An 18,742-nucleotide genomic window follows, 5' to 3' on the forward strand; every position below is an offset into this window, starting at 1 on the left:
GCCGGGAATTACGTGGCGCTTATTTTTGCCGGCGCCGTCCTTTCTGTTCAGTTATCCAGCTATCCAGGAGTTGCCGGTGAGTTCCGACCATTCGGCGGTCGAGGAATTGACCCCGGTCCAGCTGGCGGTCATCGAGAGCGTCGCACCGCACATGCGGCACAACCCGTATGGCAGCTATGAGGTGCTGCGCGGTGCGGGTCCGTTCGTACCGGGTCCGCACGACATGCAACTGGTGACCAGCCACCACGAGGCGCAGGCGATCATGCAGGACCCACGCTGGAGCCATGCGGAGGAGCCGCAACTGCTGCACGGTGACAGCGATGTCGAGCTACCCGGGTCGTTCCTGTGGATGGAGCCGCCGGACCACACCCGGCTGCGCGGGCTGGTGAGCAAGGCGTTCACCGCGCGGACCATCAGCGGCATGCGGGAGCGGGCGGAGCAGCTGGTCGAGGACCTGATGGCGAAGATGCTCGCCGAGCGGGATGTCGATCTGCTGGACGCGCTGGCTTATCCGCTGCCGCTGACCATGGTGTGTGAGCTGCTCGGTGTACCGGCGGAAGCGCATCAGCATGTGCGCGAGATCTCCACGAGTATTGCGCGTGGTCTCGATCCGGACGTGCTGCTTTCGCCGGACGAGCTGGCCGCGCGGACGGCCGCCGTGTACGCGTTCCTGGACTTCTTCGGCGAATTGGTGGAGGAGCGGCGTAAAGCCCCGCGCGCGGACCTGATCACGGCGCTCGTGCAGGCCGACGACGCGGGTGCTCGGCTGACGTCCACCGAATTGCTCGGCACGCTGCTGATCCTGGTGGTGGCCGGGCACGAGACCACGGTGAACCTGATCGGCAACGGGGTGCTCGCGCTCATCCGCAATCCGGACGAGTTCGAGCGGCTGCGGGCTTATCCAGAACTGTGTGAGCCCGCGGTGGACGAGGTGCTGCGCTACGACGCGCCGGTGCATCTCACCACCAGAACCGCACACGACGAGATCACCCTCGCCGGCCGCACTTTCGCGCCGGGGGACGCGGTGATCGTGCTGCTCGCCTCGGCCAACCGGGATCCGCTGGCGTTCGCCGAGGCCGATCGCTTTGATATCGCGCGGTACGCGCGGGGCCGAAAGTCCGAGCGGCACTTGTCCTTCGGTCTCGGCCTGCACTACTGCCTGGGCGCGCCGCTGGCGCGGCTGGAGATGCAGGTGGTGCTGCGCGCGCTCGCCGAGCGCGTCGGCGTCATGACTCTGCTGGAAGAACCGCCGTACCGGCCGAACGTGGTCGTGCGCGGCATGTCACAGCTTCGCGTCCGGCTGGAGGGCAGATGAGACCGGGTCGCGCACTGATACAGGAGCCACGAGGAGCACTGCTGTCCCCGCCGATGTCACCTTCGACGCGTTCGCGCCGAGCGAACGGGCCGACCCGTATCCGGCCTATCGCCGGGTGCGGGACGCCGCGCCGCTGTTCCCCTACGCCTTCGGCGATGTCCCGGTCACGTTGATCACCCGCTACGAGGAGTGTGCCGCGATCCTGACCGGCGCCGACTGGGGGCACGGGTACGCGGCGGGCATCAGCCCGTTCCGCGACACCACCGCCGCGATTCCCGGCTCGTTCGTCCGGATGGACCCACCCGAGCACGGCCGCTACCGCAAGCTGGTGGCCAAGGCGTTCACGCCGCGGGTGATGGCCGAGATGGTGCCACTGGCCGGGCAGGTGGTACACGATCTGATCGCGGCGGCGGTGCGGCGCGGCGAGCTCGATGTGCTGAACGACCTGGCCGTGCCGCTGGCCGTGGCGATGGTGCCGGTGCGGCTGCTCGGCGCCGACCCGGCCGACGGCGCGCTGTTCCGGCAGTGGCAGTTGGCGATCGCCCGGGGCAGCGACCCGGATTCGCTGCTCGGCGCGGACGAGGTGGCCGCGCGCGGCACCGCGGCGATGGAGTGTATGGGGTACTTCGCGCGGCTGATCCAGCAGAAGAAGGCGAAGCCGACGCCGGATCTGCTCGGCACCTTGGTCGCGGCGAGTGCGGACGGGCAGCTGACCGAGCCCGAGGTGATCGGCATCGCGCTGCTCACGCTGGTCGCGGGCATGGAGACCTCGATCAATCTGATCGGCAACGGCATGCTCGCGCTGCTGCGCAACCCGGAACAGCTGGCGCTGCTTCGGGACAACCCGGCGCTGATCGGGCCCGCGCTGGAGGAGATGCTGCGCTACGACGCGCCGACGCAGTTCACCATTCGGGTCGCGCTGGCGGACACCATGGTCGGCGAGCATCGGTTCCAGCGGGGCGACGGCGTGGTCGTGCTGACCGCGTCCGCCAGCCGGGACGAGCGGGTCTTTCCCGGCGCCGACACCTTCGACGTCACCCGATACGTCGGAAACCGGCCCGCTCGTAAGCATCTCGGGTTCAGCCTCGGCATCCACTACTGCGTCGGCGCGCCGCTCGCGCGGATCGAAGCCGAGGCCGCGATCGGCCAGCTGCTCGCGCAGGCGCCGAAGCTGGCGTTGGCCACCGAGTCGGTCGAATACCAGCCGAGCCTGATCCATCGCGGCATCATGGCGCTGCCGGTGACGCTGTGACCGAAGGGCGGCACGCGGTCGTGCTCGGTGCGGGCATCGCCGGATTGCTGGCGGCCCGTGTGCTTTCCGAGCATTTCGCGCAGGTGACCATCGTGGAGCGGGACAGCGTCGAAGGGACAGGCGTCCGACGGGGCGTGCCGCAGGCACGGCACCTGCACGGACTGCTCGATCGTGGGCGCACCATCATCGAACAGCTGTATCCGGGATTCACCTCCGAGCTGGCCGGGCGCGGCGCGACCACCGCGGAGGCGCTGGTCGGAACTCGCTGGTACGTGGGCGGATTGCGGATCGCGCCGACGTCGACGGGGTTGACCTCGGTGATCGCGACCAGGCCGCTGCTGGAATCCGTGCTGCGGCAACGCACGCTGGCCACGCCCGGTGTTCGGCTGTGCGAAGGGGTGGCCGGTGGGCTGATCGGCGACGCCGATCGGGTGCGCGGGGTGTCGGTCTCCGGTGCGTACGGCGCGCAGGCGCTCGCGGCCGATCTGATAGTCGACGCGACCGGGCGTGGCTCGCGGGCGCCGATGTGGCTGACCGCCATAGGTGCGCAGGCACCGGCGGAGGAGCGGCTCGAGGTCGACCTGGGGTACGCGTCGCGGATGTTCCGGCGTACGCCGGGGCAACTGGGCGGTCAGTCGTCGGTGATCATCTCTACCGGCGCGAACGGCCGTGGCGGCGGGGCGGTTCGGGTCGAGGGTGACCGCTGGCACGTCACGCTGGCCGGGATGCTCGGTGACCATCCGCCGACCGATCCGGACGGGTTCGCTGCGTTCGCGCGCAGCATTGCGGCGCCGGACATCCATGAACTCGTGACATCATCCGAGCCGCTCGATGATGCGGTGCCGCATCGCTTTCGGGCGCCAGTGCGCCGCCGGTTCGAGCGGCTCGCCGCAGTGCCAGCGGGGTTTCTGGTGCTCGGTGACGCGCTGTGCAGTTTCAATCCGCTGTATGCCCAGGGGATGGCGGTGGCAGCCCAGCAGGCGCTCGCTTTGCGTGATTGTCTCGCGGACGGTACTGGATCGGACGAGTTGCCTGCCAGGTTCTATTGCGCCGCAGGCAAAGTGGTGGACGTCGCCTGGCAGCTCGCCGCGGGCGCGGACCTGAGCCACCCCGGTGTGCTCGGCCCGCGCACCCTACAGACCCGCCTCACCAATGCCTACGTGGCGCGTGTTCACCGTGCCGCGCATGTCGATCCGCTGGTCGCGCGGACATTTTTGCGCGTGGCCAACCTGGTCGAGCCGCCGACCGCGCTGCTGGATCCGCGCATGGTGCGTCGAATCATGCTGCGCGGCAATGGCAAAGCTGCCGGCGTCGCAGAATTCGGCGGGCAGACGTTCGCCGACCGTACCCCGATCCTCATCGAGCCGACGAGGTGACGCTCCGCATCGTCGCGGGCAGGCACCTCCCTATCCATTCCGAACGCTGACGCATTCCGAACGACCGGTGGCACCGTGGCCGGTGCACCGTACAGGAGGGACCACTCGACATGGATTCGTCGCACGCGAGCACGGCTGTCGCGGAACAGGATTCCGTACAGACCGCGATCGCTCACTTGTTCGGCCCCGAAGGCCGAGCCGACCCGTATACGCCCGCTCGGGTGCTGCGGGAGGCCGGCCGACTGCACCAGACCCCGCTCGGCCATCACCTGCTGACCCGCTACGAGGACTGCGTCGCGGTGCTGTCGACCACCGCGTGGAGCCACGCGGAAGAGGCCGCGATGATGCACCCGACGGTGTCGCCGGAGGACGCACCCGAGGAACTGCCCACCTCGTTCCTCTGGATGGAGCCGCCGGACCACACCCGGCTGCGCAATCTGGTGACCAAGGGCTTCACCCCGCGCATGGTGACCAGGCTGCGGCCGCGCATCGAGGAGCTCACCGAGCAACTCGTCGACAAGGCTTTGGCGGCAGGCGAATTCGACCTGGTCGAGTTCATCGCCTACCCGCTGCCGCTGATCATCGCGTGCGAGCTGATCGGTGTTCCGCCGGAGGCCTACAACCAGGTGCACCAGTGGTCGCAGGATCTGGCGCGCGGTTTCGACCACGACTACACGCTGCCGGAGGAGGCGTTGCGGGCACGCAGCGCTGCCTCGCGCGGATTCATGGGCTACTTCCGGGAGTTGCTCAACGAACGGCGCATGGATCCGAAGGATGATCTACTGAGCGTGCTGTCGCAGGTCGAGGACCGTGGCGATGTGCTGACCGAGCAAGAGTTGCTGGCCACCTGCATCACGACTTTCGTGGCCGGGCACGAGACCACCGCGAATCTGATCGGCACCGGCATGCTGCAGCTGATGCGCAACCAAGATCAGATCGCCGCGTTGCGTGCGCGGCCCGATCTGTGTGCCGCGGCGCCGGACGAACTGCTCCGGCTGGAGCCGTCGGTGCAGATCACCACCCGGGCGGCGACCAAGCCGATCACGGTGGCCGGCCACGACTTCGAGCCGGGTGATGGCGTTGTGGCGCTGATCAATTCGGCCAATCGCGACGATGACGCGTACACCGACCCGGATCGGGTCGATGTGGCGCGGTACTCCGATCCGATGAACCCGGCCAAGAAGCATCTCGGGTTCAGCCTCGGCATCCACTACTGCCTGGGCGCGCCGCTGGCCCTGCTGGAGATGGAGGTGCTGCTCGAGGTGTTGCTGCGTAAGGTGCGGGATATCGAGGTGCTGACCGACACGCCGCCGTACAAGCCGAATGTCGTGATCCGTGGACTGGAGTCGTTGCCGACGCGAGTTACGCCTGTCTAGTCGGCCTCGGGTCGAGATGGGAGGCCCGGTGCCGGAGGGCACCGGGTCTTCTCGCTCATGCCCCGGGGCAGAGTCGTCTCGGTGCGTTGTCGGTTTCGAGTTTGGCGTCGACGCAGCCTGCGGGAAGGTTTGCGTAGCTTTGCGTGCCGAAGTTGGCGGTGACCGTCAATGTGCCGTCGCCGAATGTGCTGCGTTGCACCAGATGATCTGCGGTGAGCCACTGGAAGTCGGTCATCGGTGCGGTGCCTGCTGCTTCGTGTAGCGGTGCGAAATACTGTTGCAGGCGGGCGATCTCGGCACCGTGGGTGGTGAGTTGCTCCTGGTCCAGTACCAGGTTCAGCGGGGTGTTGTTCAAGATCGAAGTCAGTGCTCGCATCGTTTGTTGTTGCGGCAGTTTGTAGTACGGCAGTTCCCAGCGGTCCAGGTTGATCACCGAGTCGTGCAGCACGGTTTCGTACAGTGGGACCCGGTAGGCCGGGGCGAACATGGCCTTCGCTACGGCTGCGGGTAATTCGGCGGGCTGGAAGAAGTTGCGTGGGGCGCGCGCCGGGGCCCAGCCGCCCCAGGTTTCCTTGTCTCGCTCCGCCTTCCACAGCAGATCCGAGACCGGTGTCTGGGAGCCGTGGCTGTACGCGAGCACCGTGCTCGCCCATGCGCCTGCGGATTCCGAGCCGAGCACCTGCTTGCGGTCCTCGGCCAGGGCGCGCATGCGGGCCAGCCGGTTGGTGCGGTCCTGCTGCTGGTTCATCGGGTGGTCGGGGGTGTAGTCGTCGAAGAACTCGCCTGCGGCGTCGACGTCGAGGAAGTAGGTGTTCGCGCCGTTGGCGGTGATGCTCGCGTACCTGTCGTCGAGCAGGCGCGGATGCTGTGCCAGGGCTTGGGAACTGAGGTAGCAGCCGCGATTGCCGAAGCCGGTCTGCGGCTTGCCGTCCGCGTTGTGCACGCAGCCGGTCGGCCAGATCGGGTCGGGCCAGCGAGAGCTCGGGTTGTCGGCGGTGGCCGGGTCCTGGGCGTTGGCGTACGAATCGTAGGGCCCGGCAAGGTATCCGGCTTGTTTCGCGGCGTCGATGGCTGCGCGGGTCATCGGGTCGTCGCCCGCGTCGTAGCCGAGCCACATGCGGGTCAGGCCGAGGTCGCGCATCTTGCGGATCGCGTCTGGGGTGCGGCCGTCGCCCCAGAGGTAGGCGTGGAAAGCGCCGAGGAGCTGGGAGATCGCGGGGTTCTGCTGGATCTTGTCGGTCAGGGATTTGAATTGGCCGTGTTGCATGAGCCAGGCGCGATAGTCCTTGGCCGCGGCGACCGGTGACGCGTCGGTCAGGGCGAAAGTGACTGCGTAGTCGCGGGTATCGGCTCTGGCCGCGAAGTCGTGTTCGGCTGTTGCGCGGAGTTTCCCGTCGACTGAGGTGACCGTCAAGGTGGTGCCGATGTCGGTGGGGGCGAGGTAGCTGACGCCGCGGTCGCCGATGCGGTAGCCCCAGAACGGCATGGTCAGCCCGGAGGTCAGGTCGAGGGGGCTGTCGACGAGGGTGGCGTCGGGGGAGTTCCAGAAGGGGTCGTCGACGGGGAGCGACAGTCCCTCGCCGCGGGGGAGCTGGAGGGCTGCCGCGGCGGGGTCGGTGCCGGTGACCGGCCAGGCCAGGCGCTCGTCGCGGTCGCTGTGCAGGACGACGCGGAGGCGGCCGTCGGCGGTGTCGGCGGAGGCGGTCATGCCCTTGTCGGGGTAGGTCCAGGTGGCCAGGTCGCCGGTGATTCGGATCGGACCTGCGGCGCCCAGTCCGGGCGCGCCCGCTGAGATTGTGATGCGCGCGCCGTCGTCGACCAGTCCGGTGATCGCCAGTGATGCGGTGTCCACGTCTGCCTGGCCGCCGGCGATCGGCACCAGTACGTGGTCGCCGCGTTGCTGTGGTCGCGTGTTGTCGGGGTTGCTGTCGCAAGCGGTGATAGTGAGGCCCGCGATCAGTAGAACGGTGGTGAAGGCGATACCTCGGTAGGTGTGTTCGATGCTCCGACGTCTCATGCCCGGCACGTTGCCGAAGCCGGATGAGAGTTCGATGAGACGACATGAGGGTCCCCGGCCTGCGCGGATCCGATCCGTAGTATCCGGAAGATGCGCGTGTTGGTGGTGGACGACGAGGACGCGGTCCGGGAGGCGCTGGTGCGCGCGATGGACAGCGAGGGTTATGAAACCCGCGCCGCGGGGGACGGTGCGGCCGCGCTCGCCGAGATCCAGCGGTGGCAGCCGGAGGTGGTGCTGCTGGATGTGCTGATGCCGTTCATGGACGGGCTGACCGCGTGCAGGCAGCTGCGGGCGCGGGGGGATCGCACGCCGATCTTGATGCTCACCGCCCGCGATGCGGTCGCCGATCGGGTGGACGGGCTCGACGCCGGCGCGGACGACTACCTGGTCAAGCCCTTCGATTTGGAGGAACTGCTGGCCAGGGTCCGTGCGTTGGTTCGGCGCACCTACCCCGACGACGGTGCCGTGCTCTCCTGCGCGGATTTGGTCATGGACACGACCGCGCACGAGGTTCGACGGGGTGCCCGGCTCGTGGAACTCAGTCGCACTGAGTTCGCGCTGCTGGAGGTGCTGTTGCGCAACGAAGGGCAGGCGCTGCCGCGGGAGACGCTGATCGAACGGGTCTGGGGGACCGGGGTGGGCTCGACGTCGAACTCGCTCGAGGTTTACATACGGTATCTGCGGCGCAAGCTGGAAGCCGACAACGAACCCCGGCTGATCCACACTCTGCGCGGGATCGGCTACCGGCTGGCTCCGCCGTGAGGCTGCCGGGTTCGCTGCGCGCCCGTGTCGCGCTGTTCTGCGTGGTTGCGATCGCGGTCGCGCTGGCGGGGATGGGGGTGGCGGCTTATGTCGTGGTCGCGCATGAACTCGACCGTTCGCTCGATCTCGGGCTGCGCCGGGAAGCCACCCGCATCAGCCGCACGGTGGCCACCGACCCAGAGGTGGCCACGGCGTCCGGGCCGTGCCGGTATCTGACCGCGCCGAGCTGCGTACAGGTGGTGGGCGCGGACGGGCGGATCGTGTCCGAGCACGACCCGAACCAGCCGCTGCCGGTCGATGCGGCTACCGCGGCGGTAGCGGCAGGCACGCGACCGGCGTACTTCAGTGATATCCGGCTCGACGGGTATCCGCTCCGGATGTACACCGCGCCACTGCGTTCCGGTAGTGCGGTGCAGATCGCGCAGCGCGCTGATCCCGTGGATACGAGCCTGCGCCGGGTCGCTTATGCCCTGCTGGCCGCGGCGGCGGTCGGGACGTTGCTCGCCATCGGGGTGGGGTTCGTTGTCGCTCGCCGGGCCGTCGCGCCGGTCACTACGCTGACCAGGGCCGCCGAGCGCATCGCGAGGACCAGGGACCCGCGCCAGCACATCACCATCGCCGGGCCCGACGAATTGCGCAGCCTGGCAAGCAGTTTCAACACGATGCTCGACGAGCTCGATCAAGCGCTGAGTGCTGAGCGGAATTCCCGTGCGGCGCAACACCGTTTGATCGCAGACGCTTCGCACGAACTGCGCACACCGCTGACGGCGCTGCGCACCAACATAGATCTGCTGCGCCGGGCCGCCCGCCTCAGCGGCGAGCAGCTCGACGAAACAGTGTCTGCCTTGCGTATTCAGTCCGAGGAACTCTCCGGTCTGGTCACCGATCTCATCGACCTCGCGCGTGCGGACGACCCGGCCGCCGCGCCGGAATCCTTCGAGGATCTACGGCTCGACCTGTTGGTGGTGGACTGTGTCCGGACCGCTGAACGGCACTGGCCGACAGTGACATTCGAGTCCGAGCTGGAGCCGGTCACCGTCAGCGGTGCGCATGCTCGGCTCGTCCGCGCCGTCACCAACCTGCTCGACAATGCCGCCAAATTCAGTCCACCCCAGGGTGTTGTCCGCATTGTGTTGCGGCACAACGCATTGACTGTCCGCGACCATGGGCCGGGCATACCGCCGGAGGATCTCCCGCGGATCTTCGATCGCTTCTACCGCTCCACGACTGCGCGGGCGAAGCCCGGATACGGTCTCGGCCTGGCCATTGTCCAACAGGTAGCGGCTCTGCACGGCGCCGATGTCGCCGCCGAATCCGCTCCGGGCGGTGGCGCGCTCTTCCGGCTCACCTTTCCGTCGGCGGACTGAGCCACCGGAGGATTTCCGCTTCTTCGAAGATCCCCAGATTTGCCGCTGGCGTGCTGGGCTCGGAAGGAGAAATATAGGCGTGCAACCGCCAGCGGGAGCGGCGATTCGAAGCCGGGCCGCGTCCGCTGTTCGCCACGAGATGGGAGCGGACTGTGCACGAGGTCACCGATACCCCTGAGGCGCCGCCCGGTGCGGCCGCGGATGAGCTCGCGGAGCGCTACACCTGGGAGATCGTCCATGACGGGGTGACCGTTGATTCGGGGGAAAGCCGACTAGGCGAACCACATCCGCTGACCGGTAGCACTGCGGGGCAGTACTACGAGGTCGCGTGCGGACTGTTCGAGCAGGCCTGCGACACGGTGGTAGAGGAACATCGGTACGAGGTGATGATGGCGCGCGTCGACGGGAACCCGGAACCGCGCCCGGTCACCGTGGTCACGGTGCTGCTGCGTTATGCCGACGGCAGCGTCGCGATATCCATGACGGCCCATCCGCGGCATCGGCCGATCACCGACAAGGACATGACGGAGTATCGCGAATACCTGGAGTGGGCCGAAGAAGACCACCGCCGCTTTCTCCAGCGCAAGGCACTCACCGACGAAACCTTCGACCTGCCATGGGAATCCACCGAGGAGGAATGGGTTCCGGACGAAACGATCGATCAGACCGACCCGCGGTTGACCCGGATCGCCGAACTGGAAGGCGAAGCCGCCGACATTCGCGCCGAGGTCTTCGATCCCGATCATTGCCGCGAACTTCGATTCCGTGCCGAGGAGAAGCTGCGTGCGGCGCACGCCGCCGCGGTGGAGGCGGAGGCCGGCGGGGACGACGCGGCACTGGCCGCGGCCGAGCGGGAAGTTCTTCGCCGCACCGAACGTCTTGCCCGGTGGACGACCCTGCTTGCCGAAACCACTGCCGCGTACCTGCAGGCCGCGGCGCTCGACGCGGAGGCCGCCCAGGTGCGGCGCGCGATCCAAGCCGACAACCAAGAGGCCGAAGCCGGATCGGTGAGCGAAGGCGAGTAACCGGGCGTGACGCTGTTTCCGGTGCCTGCCGAGCGATCGGCAGGCACCGGGGTCGTTTACAGCGCGAGTAGCGCTCGGTGGCCGATGCGGGGATCGGCCAACGGGCGCAATGCGATTCGCATCAGGGCGAGGGCGTTGTCGTCGCCTGCGATGCGGTTCGCTTTCAGGGCCCCGCAGGCGAGACACTGGTGCACCAGCTGCCATTCGCCGTTGTCGCGGGCGGACATGCTCACCGCTTCCATCCGGCCCCGGCACTGCTCGGCCCGGTCGCCGGGGACGCGTCGGTCCACGTGGCGGCTGGACAGGCAGTGCGGGCAGTGGTTGCGGTGGGCGGTGCCCGGCGCGGTGACCGGTACGTCCATGCGGCAGCCGACGCAGCGGAACGCGTCGCCGGATTCGCCTGCGCGACCGTGCAATACGTCCTTGGTGCGTTGTGGGCGGCGGACCGCCGGTTTCCGTCGTGGCATGTCGCACCTCCCTACAGGTCGCCGAAGACTTCGAGTGGGAACGGAGGTTCGGCGAGCGGGCGGACCGCCATGCGCATCAGGATGAGCTGGTTGTCGTCGCCGCACACGGGGTGCAGCGCCAGCTCGTGACAGCGGGTGCAGCGATGGACCACGGCCCATTCGCCGGTACGCAGCACGGCGATCGACAGCGGCGCCATTCTGGCGCGGCAGTCGGAGGTGCCACCCTCGACGTGGTCATGGGTGTGCCGTGAGTTGAGGCAGCTCGGGCAGTGGTTGCGCCAGCTGTTGTCCGGCGCGAGTGTGGCCACGACGAGGCCACAGCGCACGCAGGTGAAGGTGTCGGTACGCAGCGATGCGCTGGGACCGTGAGAGGTGTTGTCTGACACCCGGATTACTCCTTTGCTGAGGGCTTGATGCAGTTACAGCAGGAGCAGGCCGAGCGCGCCTCGGAAGTATTTAGCGGCGGTTGGCTGTGCGGGCGTGGGCGGAACCGGTGCGGCTCGGCGCCACGCGATGAGGCGCGCTCGGCGCGGTCCGGGTCATAGGCACTCTTTCTTCCGTGGGCCGTCAGCCCGGGCAAACCGATCTCTCGGGCGCTCTACCAGCGCGGCGGCAACCGTAGCAACGGGTCGGTCGCCGTCGCCACTGATTTTGCGGGCGGCCTCGCTGTCCGGTCGGCGATGGTGATTTCGGCCGACCGCTCGGCGACCGTGCGCGGCAATGACCGGGCCGGCCTATATGGAGGTTGCCTGCGGATCAGCGCGGTAGTTCCGGACGACGAGCGTCAGGCTGCCTGCTGCCGCGAGCGCCGCCACGGCGAACATCGAGGGGTAGGTGAAGCCCACCTGCTCGTGGACGAACGACAGCAGGGCGGGCACGCCGAAGCCCAGATAGCTCACCGAGTAGAAGACTGCGGTCAACCCGGCCAGATCGGCTGGGGTGGCGATGCGTTCGATCTCCTGGAGCCCAGCGACCAGGCCGATGCCGTATCCCGCGCCGAGTACGACGGCCGTTGCCAGGGTCGCCCACAGTGTCAGTGCGCCGGAAGCCCAAGCCGCCGTGATCATTCCGCAGGTGACGAAGGCCAGCGAGACGACCGCTGCGCGTGCGGTGCCGGGTTTGTCGATCCGCCGGGCCACGGACTGGATCGCGAAACCGCAACTGAGCGTGACGACTCCGACGAGTGCCGAGAACGCGATCGGTGCGCCGTGGATATGCGGCGCCATCAAGGTGGGCATGACCGCGTACGCGGTGCCGGCGGAGGTGAACAACCACAGCGCGACCGGCAGTGCCACACAGCGGAATCGGCGGTGTCCGGCTGCGGGTACCTTCAGGTCATCGCGTAAGCGGCCCGGGTTCTCTTGGGGGACTACCGTTTCCGCGGCCCGCGCCACCCACAGTGTGGCGACCAGGCACAGCGCGACGTTGATCAGATAGGCGAGGGTGTTGGGCCACGGTGCCCACTGTGCGAGCACTCCAGCGAATCCCGCGCCGACCGCGAAGCCGCCGGTGAGGCTCATGGCCGAGCGACGCGCGCCGGTGCCGCCGGGCAGCGCGGGACCGAACGGTGGTTGCGCGAGTTCCTTCAACCAGCTGCTGCCGACCGCCATGGCCAGTCCGAGCGCAATCCCGCACAGCACCCGACCGGCGGAAAGCGCAGGCACAGAAGCGGATCCGAAGGCGAGCAGCAGCGAGCCCGCCGCACTGATCAGCGGGGCCGGACGCAGCAACGCGCGGCGGCCGTACCGGTCGGACAGCGGCCCGCCGATCAACAATGCGGGCACGATGCCGAGGACGTAGTAGAACAGCAGCAGATCCACTGTGGTGACGGGCAGGCCGTGGTTTTTGTACATCACCAGGAGCGGGGTGAATTCGTTGCCGCCCCAGGCAATGGCGAACATCGCGGCGGCGACACCCCACCACGCCTTCGTCGCGGGCTTGGTGGGGGTGGGCCGGAGGGCGGTGGTCAGCGTCGTCATCACAGCCCCCGTAGCTCTAGCTGGTGCACGCCGGAGAGGTGCTCGGCCAGTGCGGTGGCAAAGCGGTCCACCTCTCCGGCTTCGATCAGATCAGCCAGGTGTGCGTGCTGCTCGATGATGCGGTCGATGTCGATCGGGCCGCGGCGTTGCGCGACGCTGTTCATTCGGCGCTGCCGTTCGCGCAAGGAGTCGTAGAAGCTCGCCAGTAGCGGGTTGCCCGCCGCTATCACGTATGAGCGATGGAAGTCGGTGTCCACCAGGGCGAACTGGTCGAGGTCGCCTGCCGCGGCGAGCTCGCGCTGCCGGTCGAGCGACGAACGGAACAGTGACGTCAGGGCCGTTCGGTCGGTGCCGGCCAGCGCACGCACCGCGGCGGCTTCGACGACATAGCGGGCGTAGGCGACGTGCTCGGCCTCGTCGGGCGGGATCGGCACCACCAGCGCGCCGCGCTTGGGGTAGAGCTTCATCCAGCCTTCGGTTTCCAGTCGCAGAAAGGCCTCGCGCACGGGGGTCCGCGACGTGCCGAGCTCGGCGGCTATCTCGCCTTCGCTGATGAGTTCGCCGCCGGACAAACCGCCGGTCAGGATGCGTTCCTTGACCTCGCGGTAGGCATGCTCAGCTGATGAATACGTCTTAGACACAAGTTGTATCTTAGGCAGGAACTATCGCGAACCGACTGTGAGGTTTGTTACCGCTGGAGTGGGGTGCACCTGGCCGGACGCTTTGCGGGTTGCGCGTGGGACCTCCTACTGAGGACATACGCGAGGCGGAGGGTGGGCGCTGGGCGGAGTGGTGAGCGCGGCGCCCGGGTGAGCGGGGCCGGGAGGTGAGCGCAGGGTCGACGGGGATGTGCGGGCGAGCCTTCAAACAGCTGCGCTCGGCCTGCTGGTCGAACATCTTGCGGGCGAGGCCCGCCAAGGCCGATCTGTTCTGAGGATTCAACCGCATAGCGGCTAATCTAGAGAATTATCTTCATATATCTAGACCTGATCGTGCATGATCTTCATAATTTGACCTGTAACGGTCCATATTATGCGGATCGACTATCGACATCCACTGACATTGACATCCATCGACATTCAGGAGCGCAGGTGAAGATCGGGGTCCCCCGCGAGGTCAAGAACCACGAGTATCGGGTTGCGATTACCCCGGCCGGTGTGCACGAGCTCGTTTCCCGCGGGCACGAGGTGTACATCGAGACCGGTGCCGGTCGCGGGTCGGCGTTCGAGGACGAGGCATACACCGTCGCAGGTGCACGGGTGCTGAACTCCGCCGACGAGGTCTGGGGCACCGCCGAACTGGTGCTCAAGGTGAAAGAGCCGGTGGCCGAGGAGTATTCACGCATGCGGGAAGGTCAGGTGCTGTTCACGTACCTGCATCTCGCGGCCTCCAAGGAATGCACCGATGCGCTGCTGAGCTCGGGCATCACCTCGATCGCCTACGAAACGGTCACCGGCAGGGACGGATCGCTGCCGCTGCTCGCCCCGATGAGCGAGGTCGCGGGCCGGCTGGCCCCGCAGGCGGGCGCCTACCACCTGATGCGCAACGGCGGCGGCCGCGGCGTGCTGATGGGCGGCGTGCCCGGCACCCCGCCCGCCAGTGTGGTCGTGATCGGCGCGGGTGTCGCGGGCGGCAACTCGATCGCCATCGCGCACGGCATGCGCGCCGAGGTGACCGTGCTCGACCTGAACATCGCCCGGCTGCGCGAGATCGACGCGCAGTACAAGGGGCAGGTGCGGACCATCATGTCCAACCGGCTCGAGGTCGAAAAGGCGGTGCGCGAAGCCGATCTGGTGATCGGCGCGGTGCTGGTGCCCGGCGCGAAGGCGCCGACGCTGGTGTCCAATGATCTGGTCGCGCAGATGAAGCCGGGCTCGGTGCTCGTCGACATCGCCATCGACCAGGGCGGCTGCTTCGCGGATTCGCGACCGACCACGCATGCGGACCCGACCTACCGGGTGCACGAGTCGGTGTTCTACTGCGTCGCCAACATGCCCGGCGCGGTGCCTTACACCTCGACCGTCGCACTCACCAATGCCACTCTGCCGTACGTTGTTTCGCTGGCCGAGCACGGCTGGCGCGAGGCGGTGGCGGCGGATCAGGGCCTGGCGAGCGGTCTCAGTACGCATGGTGGTGTGCTGCTGTCCGCTTCCGTCGCGGCCGCGCACGGTTACGCGGCCGAAAGCCTGGTTGCGTAACACGTTTCGCAGGGGCGGCCGACCGGTGGGTCGGCCGCCCTTGTCATGTCGTGGTGTTCGTGCGCGGCCGCATGTGCTCGAAGATGAGGATCGTCTCGGTGGACGCGACCGCCGGATGCTCGCTCAGGTTGTTCAGCACGAACCGGCGCAGCTCGTCGGTGTGCGAGGTGGCGACGTGGATCAGGTAGTCGTCGGCGCCCGCGATGAAGTACACGTTGAGCACCTCCTCGAACTCCGACATCTGCTCGCCGAACTGGGCCAGGTGCTGGCGGGCGCTGGCTCGCAGCCGCACCGCGATCATGGCTTGCAGGCTGCGGCCGAGCGCGGCTGGATCGATGTCGGCATGGAAGCCGCGAATGACGCCGCGCTCGACCAGGGCGCGCACTCGCCCGAGGCAGGTGGACGGGGCGATGCCTGCCGCGGCGGCGAGCGCGTTGTTCGTCATCCGGCCGTCGCGCGCGAGCTGGTCGAGCAGAATCCGGTCGATATCATCGATCGGAACACCGGCCGGCGGGTGGATCGGCGGTGCGGGTGGAGTCGAGCCGCCGGGTGAATCATTCTTCCGCATTCCTCGACGGTACAGAATCTTGTTCGTAAATCCTGCCTTAGTCCTGAATTATCTTCGATAAATCTGAAATGTTACTGTGCTCACTCGCGCCACGAGGTGGCGGGGAGGCCGTTGAAGAAGTCTTTTCCGGGCAGCACGCGTAGTCGCCACGGGCGTAAGCGCAACAGGCTGACACCCGGTGAATCCGGCCCGTTCCAACCCGGAACGCCGATGCCGCCCGGGTCGTAGCCGAGCGGTGGGGGTGTGCTGCGGAAGTGCTCCCACAATCTGGTCTTGGTCTCGAGGTCGCCCACCCATTCGGCGGCGCACTCCGCCAGGCAGGTGTCGTGCGTCGGGACCCAGTAGTTGCAGGACACGTACGGGCTGTGTGCGAGGTGGGCCAGCTTGGCGGGGGTCTGACCAGTGAAGATCCAGCCCGTCAGCTCCTGGCCGTCCCACTCCCAGATCGGATGCAGGACGCGGCTGCGCGGCCGACCGGCCGGATCGGTCGTGGACACGGTGCACCAGACGATGCTGTGCGCGAGCTCCACGAAACGTGGTGCGATATCGCCCAATTCGGTCACATCGGCCACCATAGCCGCCGAACGGTGTTTCAGCCCAGTGGACGGGGATGTGGGCGAGCCTGCTCGAGCTGAGCGGCGACCGTGAGGATGGTCGTTTCGCCATTGCTCGGGCCGACCAGCTGAACCGCCAGCGGCAGGCCGTCCGTGCCGACGCCCGCGGGCAGGGACGCCGCCGGGTGACCCGTCACGTTCCACAGCGCCGTGTAGGCCACCATCGGGATGGACCGCAGTTGCGCGCGCACCGTATTCGCGCCGTCGAGCACACCGATGTGTGGCGGGCGGCCCGCGAGGGTGGGGGTGAGCAGCAGATCGCAGTCGGCGAAGACACGATCGGCCTTGTGCGCCACGGCTTCTCCCTGCCGGATCGCCCATTCCACGACGGGCCGCCGGGCCCAGGCGCCCAGCGCGACGGTCTGGCGGGTGCGGCGTTCGAGCAGTTCCGGATGCTCGACATGGTCGACTTCGGCACGGACCCCGCCGAAGAACTGCGGGAAGAAGGCGTGCAGGGACTCGGGGTAGTGCGGATCCACCTCGAAGACGGAATGACCGAGATCGGCAAGGAGTTTCGCGGTCTCGAGGACCGCGCGTACATGCTCCGGGTCCGGCTTCGCCAGTGGGGAAGGCGATTTCGTGCTGTACCCGATCCGCAGGCCCGTGGTGGTTTGCCGCGCGGCCTGTTCGAATGACATCACCGGATCCGGTGCGGTGAACCGGTCGCCGGGTGTGTTGCCGCGGATCACGTCGTTGACGACCGCGGAGTCGAGCACGCCGCGGGTCAACGGCCCGGTCACGCCCAGCGCCCACCAGAGATGCTCGAAGGGCGCGACCGGCACGCGTCCGCGCTGAGGTTTGAGGCCGAACAGGCCGCAGCAGGCCGACGGGATGCGGATGGAGCCGCCGCCGTCACCGCCGATCGCCACCGGGACCAGGCCCGCTGCGACCGCCGCGGCGGAGCCACCGCTGGAGCCGCCGGTGGTCCGGGTTCGATCCCACGGATTGCGGGTCACGCCATATGTACTCGACTCGGTAAACGGCCACTGGCCGAACTCGGGCATCGTGGTCTTACCGACGATGACGGCACCGGCGGCCCGCAACCGGCGCACGACTTCGGCATCGGCCTGCACGGGGGTCGAGTTGGCGCGGGTGCCGAAGGTGGTCACCGAGCCCGCGACATCGATCTCGTCCTTGATCGCGATAGGAATGCCGTGTAGCGGGCCGACGGCGCCTGCGGCGCGCTCCCGGTCCCGCTCGATGGCCTCGGCGCGAGCCTGTTCGTGGTGCACGCGGGTGAAGGCATTGAGGTCGGCGGCCGCGTCTATGGCGTCCAGCGTGGCGGCGACGAGGTCGTGCGTGGACAGTGCGCCCTGCTCCAGCAGCGCACGCTGTTCAAGCACACCCGCGGATACGACGTCCTCGAGATCCATCTGCCACCGCTCCTCTCGGCCACGCCGCCTCGCGTGACCAGCACGACCGAGCCGTCGTGCCGCAGCCCCGACAGTAGATAGCCGTATGACCATTTCGCAATCAATACGGATGCGAATCACAGAGAGTTCAGTGTTCTGGCGAATTGAGTGCGCGAGATGTCGGACCTGTACCAGGCCTTGTGGTAAAGACCCAGGTCAGAGCGGATTCGGTATGCCGAGCGGGGTTTCCAGAAAAGCGCCGCCGATATGCTGCGGCGCAGTTGCCGCCGCGGCGAGAATCTCCGGAGCGAACTTCTCGGCGTCGTCGAGACTGCGGTAGCCGAGCTCCTCGGCCTCGCGCAGAGAGACGACCGCGCGCGAATTCTTCGACACGCCCCACAACACCCGGAAGCCGGGGCTGTTCGCGCTCAGGCACGCCTCGAACAATCGGGCGCAGTCGTCGGGGGACAGCCACAGCGACAGTCCGCGCACATCATTCGGCCGCTCGAAGCACGAGCCGATCCGGATGCACAGCACGTCCATGCCGAACCGCGAGTGATAAAGGCTGCCCAGGGCTTCGATCGCCGCCTTGCTGAATCCGTAATAGGTGTCCGGTCGCGGCGGTGCCTCGCCGGCAATGCCGCCCGGGCCCGCTTCGCCGACTACCCGGTAACCCACCGCGTGATTGCTGGAGGCCAGCACGATGCGGGAGATGCCCGCTTGGGCCGCAGCCTCCAGAACCGTATGCGTGCCATCGACATTCACCGTGAGCACGCGTTCCCAGCTGTCCTCGCGGCTGATCCCGCCGAGATGGATGATCGCGTCCACGTCCCGGCACGCGGCGGCCATGGTGCCGGCGTCGGTCAGCGACCCGGTGACGATCTCCACTCGCTCTTCTGCGGTGGGAGTAGGGAGTTCGGTCAAATCCAAGAGGCGCAGTATGCGATCGGAGCGACGTAGGCGCGACCGCAGCAGAGTGCCGATACCGCCACCCGCGCCGGTGACGAGAATCCTGTGCGGACTCAAGCGGGACCTCCGTCCGATACGTTGCCGAGAAACAAGCTGGGTGGGTGG

17 protein-coding genes are annotated in these 18,742 nt (G+C 67.8%); 8 read left to right on the forward strand and 9 right to left on the reverse strand.

All coding sequences use genetic code 11. The features are described 5' to 3' along the window. Nucleotides 1–76 precede the first annotated feature (76 nt). The 4 genes from DBO33_RS18135 (at nucleotide 77) to DBO33_RS18150 (ending at nucleotide 5,319) form a co-directional block, all read left to right on the forward strand. Nucleotides 77–1,315: a cytochrome P450 gene (locus DBO33_RS18135; RefSeq protein ID WP_107660368.1), complete on the forward strand. Its 1,239-nt coding sequence runs from the start codon at nucleotides 77–79 to the stop codon at nucleotides 1,313–1,315. Nucleotides 1,316–1,430: 115 nt separating this feature from the next. After that, complete coding sequence (locus DBO33_RS18140; protein ID WP_107656102.1) at nucleotides 1,431–2,567, forward strand: cytochrome P450; 1,137 nt, start codon at nucleotides 1,431–1,433, stop codon at nucleotides 2,565–2,567. Continuing rightward, nucleotides 2,564–3,943: an FAD-dependent oxidoreductase gene (locus tag DBO33_RS18145; protein ID WP_107656103.1), complete on the forward strand. Its 1,380-nt coding sequence runs from the start codon at nucleotides 2,564–2,566 to the stop codon at nucleotides 3,941–3,943. Before DBO33_RS18140 ends, DBO33_RS18145 begins: the two co-directional genes overlap by 4 nt. 110 nt (nucleotides 3,944–4,053) lie before the next feature. Next, the gene (locus DBO33_RS18150; RefSeq protein WP_107656104.1) at nucleotides 4,054–5,319 is read left to right on the forward strand and encodes a cytochrome P450; all 1,266 of its coding nucleotides are present in this window, start codon (nucleotides 4,054–4,056) and stop codon (nucleotides 5,317–5,319) included. 55 nt (nucleotides 5,320–5,374) lie between these two features. On the opposite strand, the gene DBO33_RS18155 is transcribed toward DBO33_RS18150, so the two are convergent. Continuing rightward, nucleotides 5,375–7,336 carry a glycoside hydrolase gene (locus DBO33_RS18155; RefSeq protein ID WP_107656105.1) on the reverse strand — a complete coding sequence of 654 codons (1,962 nt, stop codon included), beginning with the start codon at nucleotides 7,334–7,336 and terminating at the stop codon, nucleotides 5,375–5,377. A 90-nt stretch (nucleotides 7,337–7,426) separates the two neighbouring features. Between DBO33_RS18155 and DBO33_RS18160 the strand changes: the two genes are divergently transcribed. The 3 genes from DBO33_RS18160 (at nucleotide 7,427) to DBO33_RS18170 (ending at nucleotide 10,490) form a co-directional block, all read left to right on the forward strand. Then, entirely contained in the window at nucleotides 7,427–8,098 is a 672-nt protein-coding gene (locus tag DBO33_RS18160; protein ID WP_107656106.1) for a response regulator transcription factor, read from the forward strand. Next, the gene (locus DBO33_RS18165) at nucleotides 8,095–9,465 is read left to right on the forward strand and encodes a HAMP domain-containing sensor histidine kinase (protein WP_199856680.1); all 1,371 of its coding nucleotides are present in this window, start codon (nucleotides 8,095–8,097) and stop codon (nucleotides 9,463–9,465) included. Before DBO33_RS18160 ends, DBO33_RS18165 begins: the two co-directional genes overlap by 4 nt. A gap of 152 nt (nucleotides 9,466–9,617) precedes the next feature. Beyond that, entirely contained in the window at nucleotides 9,618–10,490 is an 873-nt protein-coding gene (locus DBO33_RS18170) for a hypothetical protein (protein ID WP_107656107.1), read from the forward strand. A 56-nt stretch (nucleotides 10,491–10,546) separates the two neighbouring features. Here DBO33_RS18170 and DBO33_RS18175 read toward each other — a convergent pair whose 3' ends face one another. From DBO33_RS18175 to DBO33_RS18190, 4 genes are all read right to left on the reverse strand, one after another. Next, nucleotides 10,547–10,957 carry an RNHCP domain-containing protein gene (locus DBO33_RS18175; protein WP_107656108.1) on the reverse strand — a complete coding sequence of 137 codons (411 nt, stop codon included), beginning with the start codon at nucleotides 10,955–10,957 and terminating at the stop codon, nucleotides 10,547–10,549. 11 nt (nucleotides 10,958–10,968) lie between these two features. Beyond that, nucleotides 10,969–11,343 (reverse strand): RNHCP domain-containing protein, encoded by a 375-nt coding sequence (locus DBO33_RS18180; protein ID WP_107656109.1) that lies wholly within the window; start codon nucleotides 11,341–11,343, stop codon nucleotides 10,969–10,971. Between the two features lie 348 nt (nucleotides 11,344–11,691). Then, complete coding sequence (locus tag DBO33_RS18185; protein WP_107656110.1) at nucleotides 11,692–12,936, reverse strand: MFS transporter; 1,245 nt, start codon at nucleotides 12,934–12,936, stop codon at nucleotides 11,692–11,694. Continuing rightward, complete coding sequence (locus DBO33_RS18190) at nucleotides 12,936–13,577, reverse strand: GntR family transcriptional regulator (protein WP_107656111.1); 642 nt, start codon at nucleotides 13,575–13,577, stop codon at nucleotides 12,936–12,938. Before DBO33_RS18190 ends, DBO33_RS18185 begins: the two co-directional genes overlap by 1 nt. 450 nt (nucleotides 13,578–14,027) lie before the next feature. On the opposite strand from DBO33_RS18190, the gene ald reads away from it, so the two are divergent. After that, nucleotides 14,028–15,134, forward strand: coding sequence for an alanine dehydrogenase (ald, locus tag DBO33_RS18195; RefSeq protein WP_107656112.1), 1,107 nt, complete (start codon nucleotides 14,028–14,030; stop codon nucleotides 15,132–15,134). A 43-nt stretch (nucleotides 15,135–15,177) separates the two neighbouring features. Here the strand turns inward: ald and DBO33_RS18200 are convergent, their stop codons facing one another. From DBO33_RS18200 to DBO33_RS18215, 4 genes are all read right to left on the reverse strand, one after another. Further along, entirely contained in the window at nucleotides 15,178–15,702 is a 525-nt protein-coding gene (locus DBO33_RS18200) for an Lrp/AsnC family transcriptional regulator (protein WP_107656113.1), read from the reverse strand. Between the two features lie 80 nt (nucleotides 15,703–15,782). Continuing rightward, on the reverse strand, nucleotides 15,783–16,265 hold the full coding sequence (locus DBO33_RS18205; RefSeq protein WP_407670517.1) for a pyridoxamine 5'-phosphate oxidase family protein: 483 nt from the start codon (nucleotides 16,263–16,265) through the stop codon (nucleotides 15,783–15,785). Between the two features lie 29 nt (nucleotides 16,266–16,294). Further along, complete coding sequence (locus DBO33_RS18210) at nucleotides 16,295–17,689, reverse strand: amidase (protein ID WP_107656115.1); 1,395 nt, start codon at nucleotides 17,687–17,689, stop codon at nucleotides 16,295–16,297. A 195-nt stretch (nucleotides 17,690–17,884) separates the two neighbouring features. Further along, nucleotides 17,885–18,694 (reverse strand): NAD-dependent epimerase/dehydratase family protein, encoded by an 810-nt coding sequence (locus tag DBO33_RS18215; protein WP_107656116.1) that lies wholly within the window; start codon nucleotides 18,692–18,694, stop codon nucleotides 17,885–17,887. Nucleotides 18,695–18,742 lie beyond the last annotated feature (48 nt).

Origin of the sequence: Nocardia suismassiliense (genome assembly GCF_900269665.1) — a bacterium.
In the GTDB taxonomy this organism is placed as follows: domain Bacteria; phylum Actinomycetota; class Actinomycetes; order Mycobacteriales; family Mycobacteriaceae; genus Nocardia; species Nocardia suismassiliense.

What these genes read in the sequence shown, in the direction of transcription:
- DBO33_RS18150 (WP_107656104.1), top strand. Translation starts at nt 4,054, where the DNA reads ATGGATTCGTCGCACGCGAGCACGGCTGTCGCGGAACAGGATTCCGTA.
- DBO33_RS18155 (WP_107656105.1), bottom strand. Translation starts at nt 7,336, where the DNA reads ATGAGACGTCGGAGCATCGAACACACCTACCGAGGTATCGCCTTCACC.
- DBO33_RS18160 (WP_107656106.1), top strand. Translation starts at nt 7,427, where the DNA reads ATGCGCGTGTTGGTGGTGGACGACGAGGACGCGGTCCGGGAGGCGCTG.
- DBO33_RS18175 (WP_107656108.1), bottom strand. Translation starts at nt 10,957, where the DNA reads ATGCCACGACGGAAACCGGCGGTCCGCCGCCCACAACGCACCAAGGAC.
- DBO33_RS18185 (WP_107656110.1), bottom strand. Translation starts at nt 12,936, where the DNA reads ATGACGACGCTGACCACCGCCCTCCGGCCCACCCCCACCAAGCCCGCG.
- DBO33_RS18200 (WP_107656113.1), bottom strand. Translation starts at nt 15,702, where the DNA reads ATGCGGAAGAATGATTCACCCGGCGGCTCGACTCCACCCGCACCGCCG.
- DBO33_RS18210 (WP_107656115.1), bottom strand. Translation starts at nt 17,689, where the DNA reads ATGGATCTCGAGGACGTCGTATCCGCGGGTGTGCTTGAACAGCGTGCG.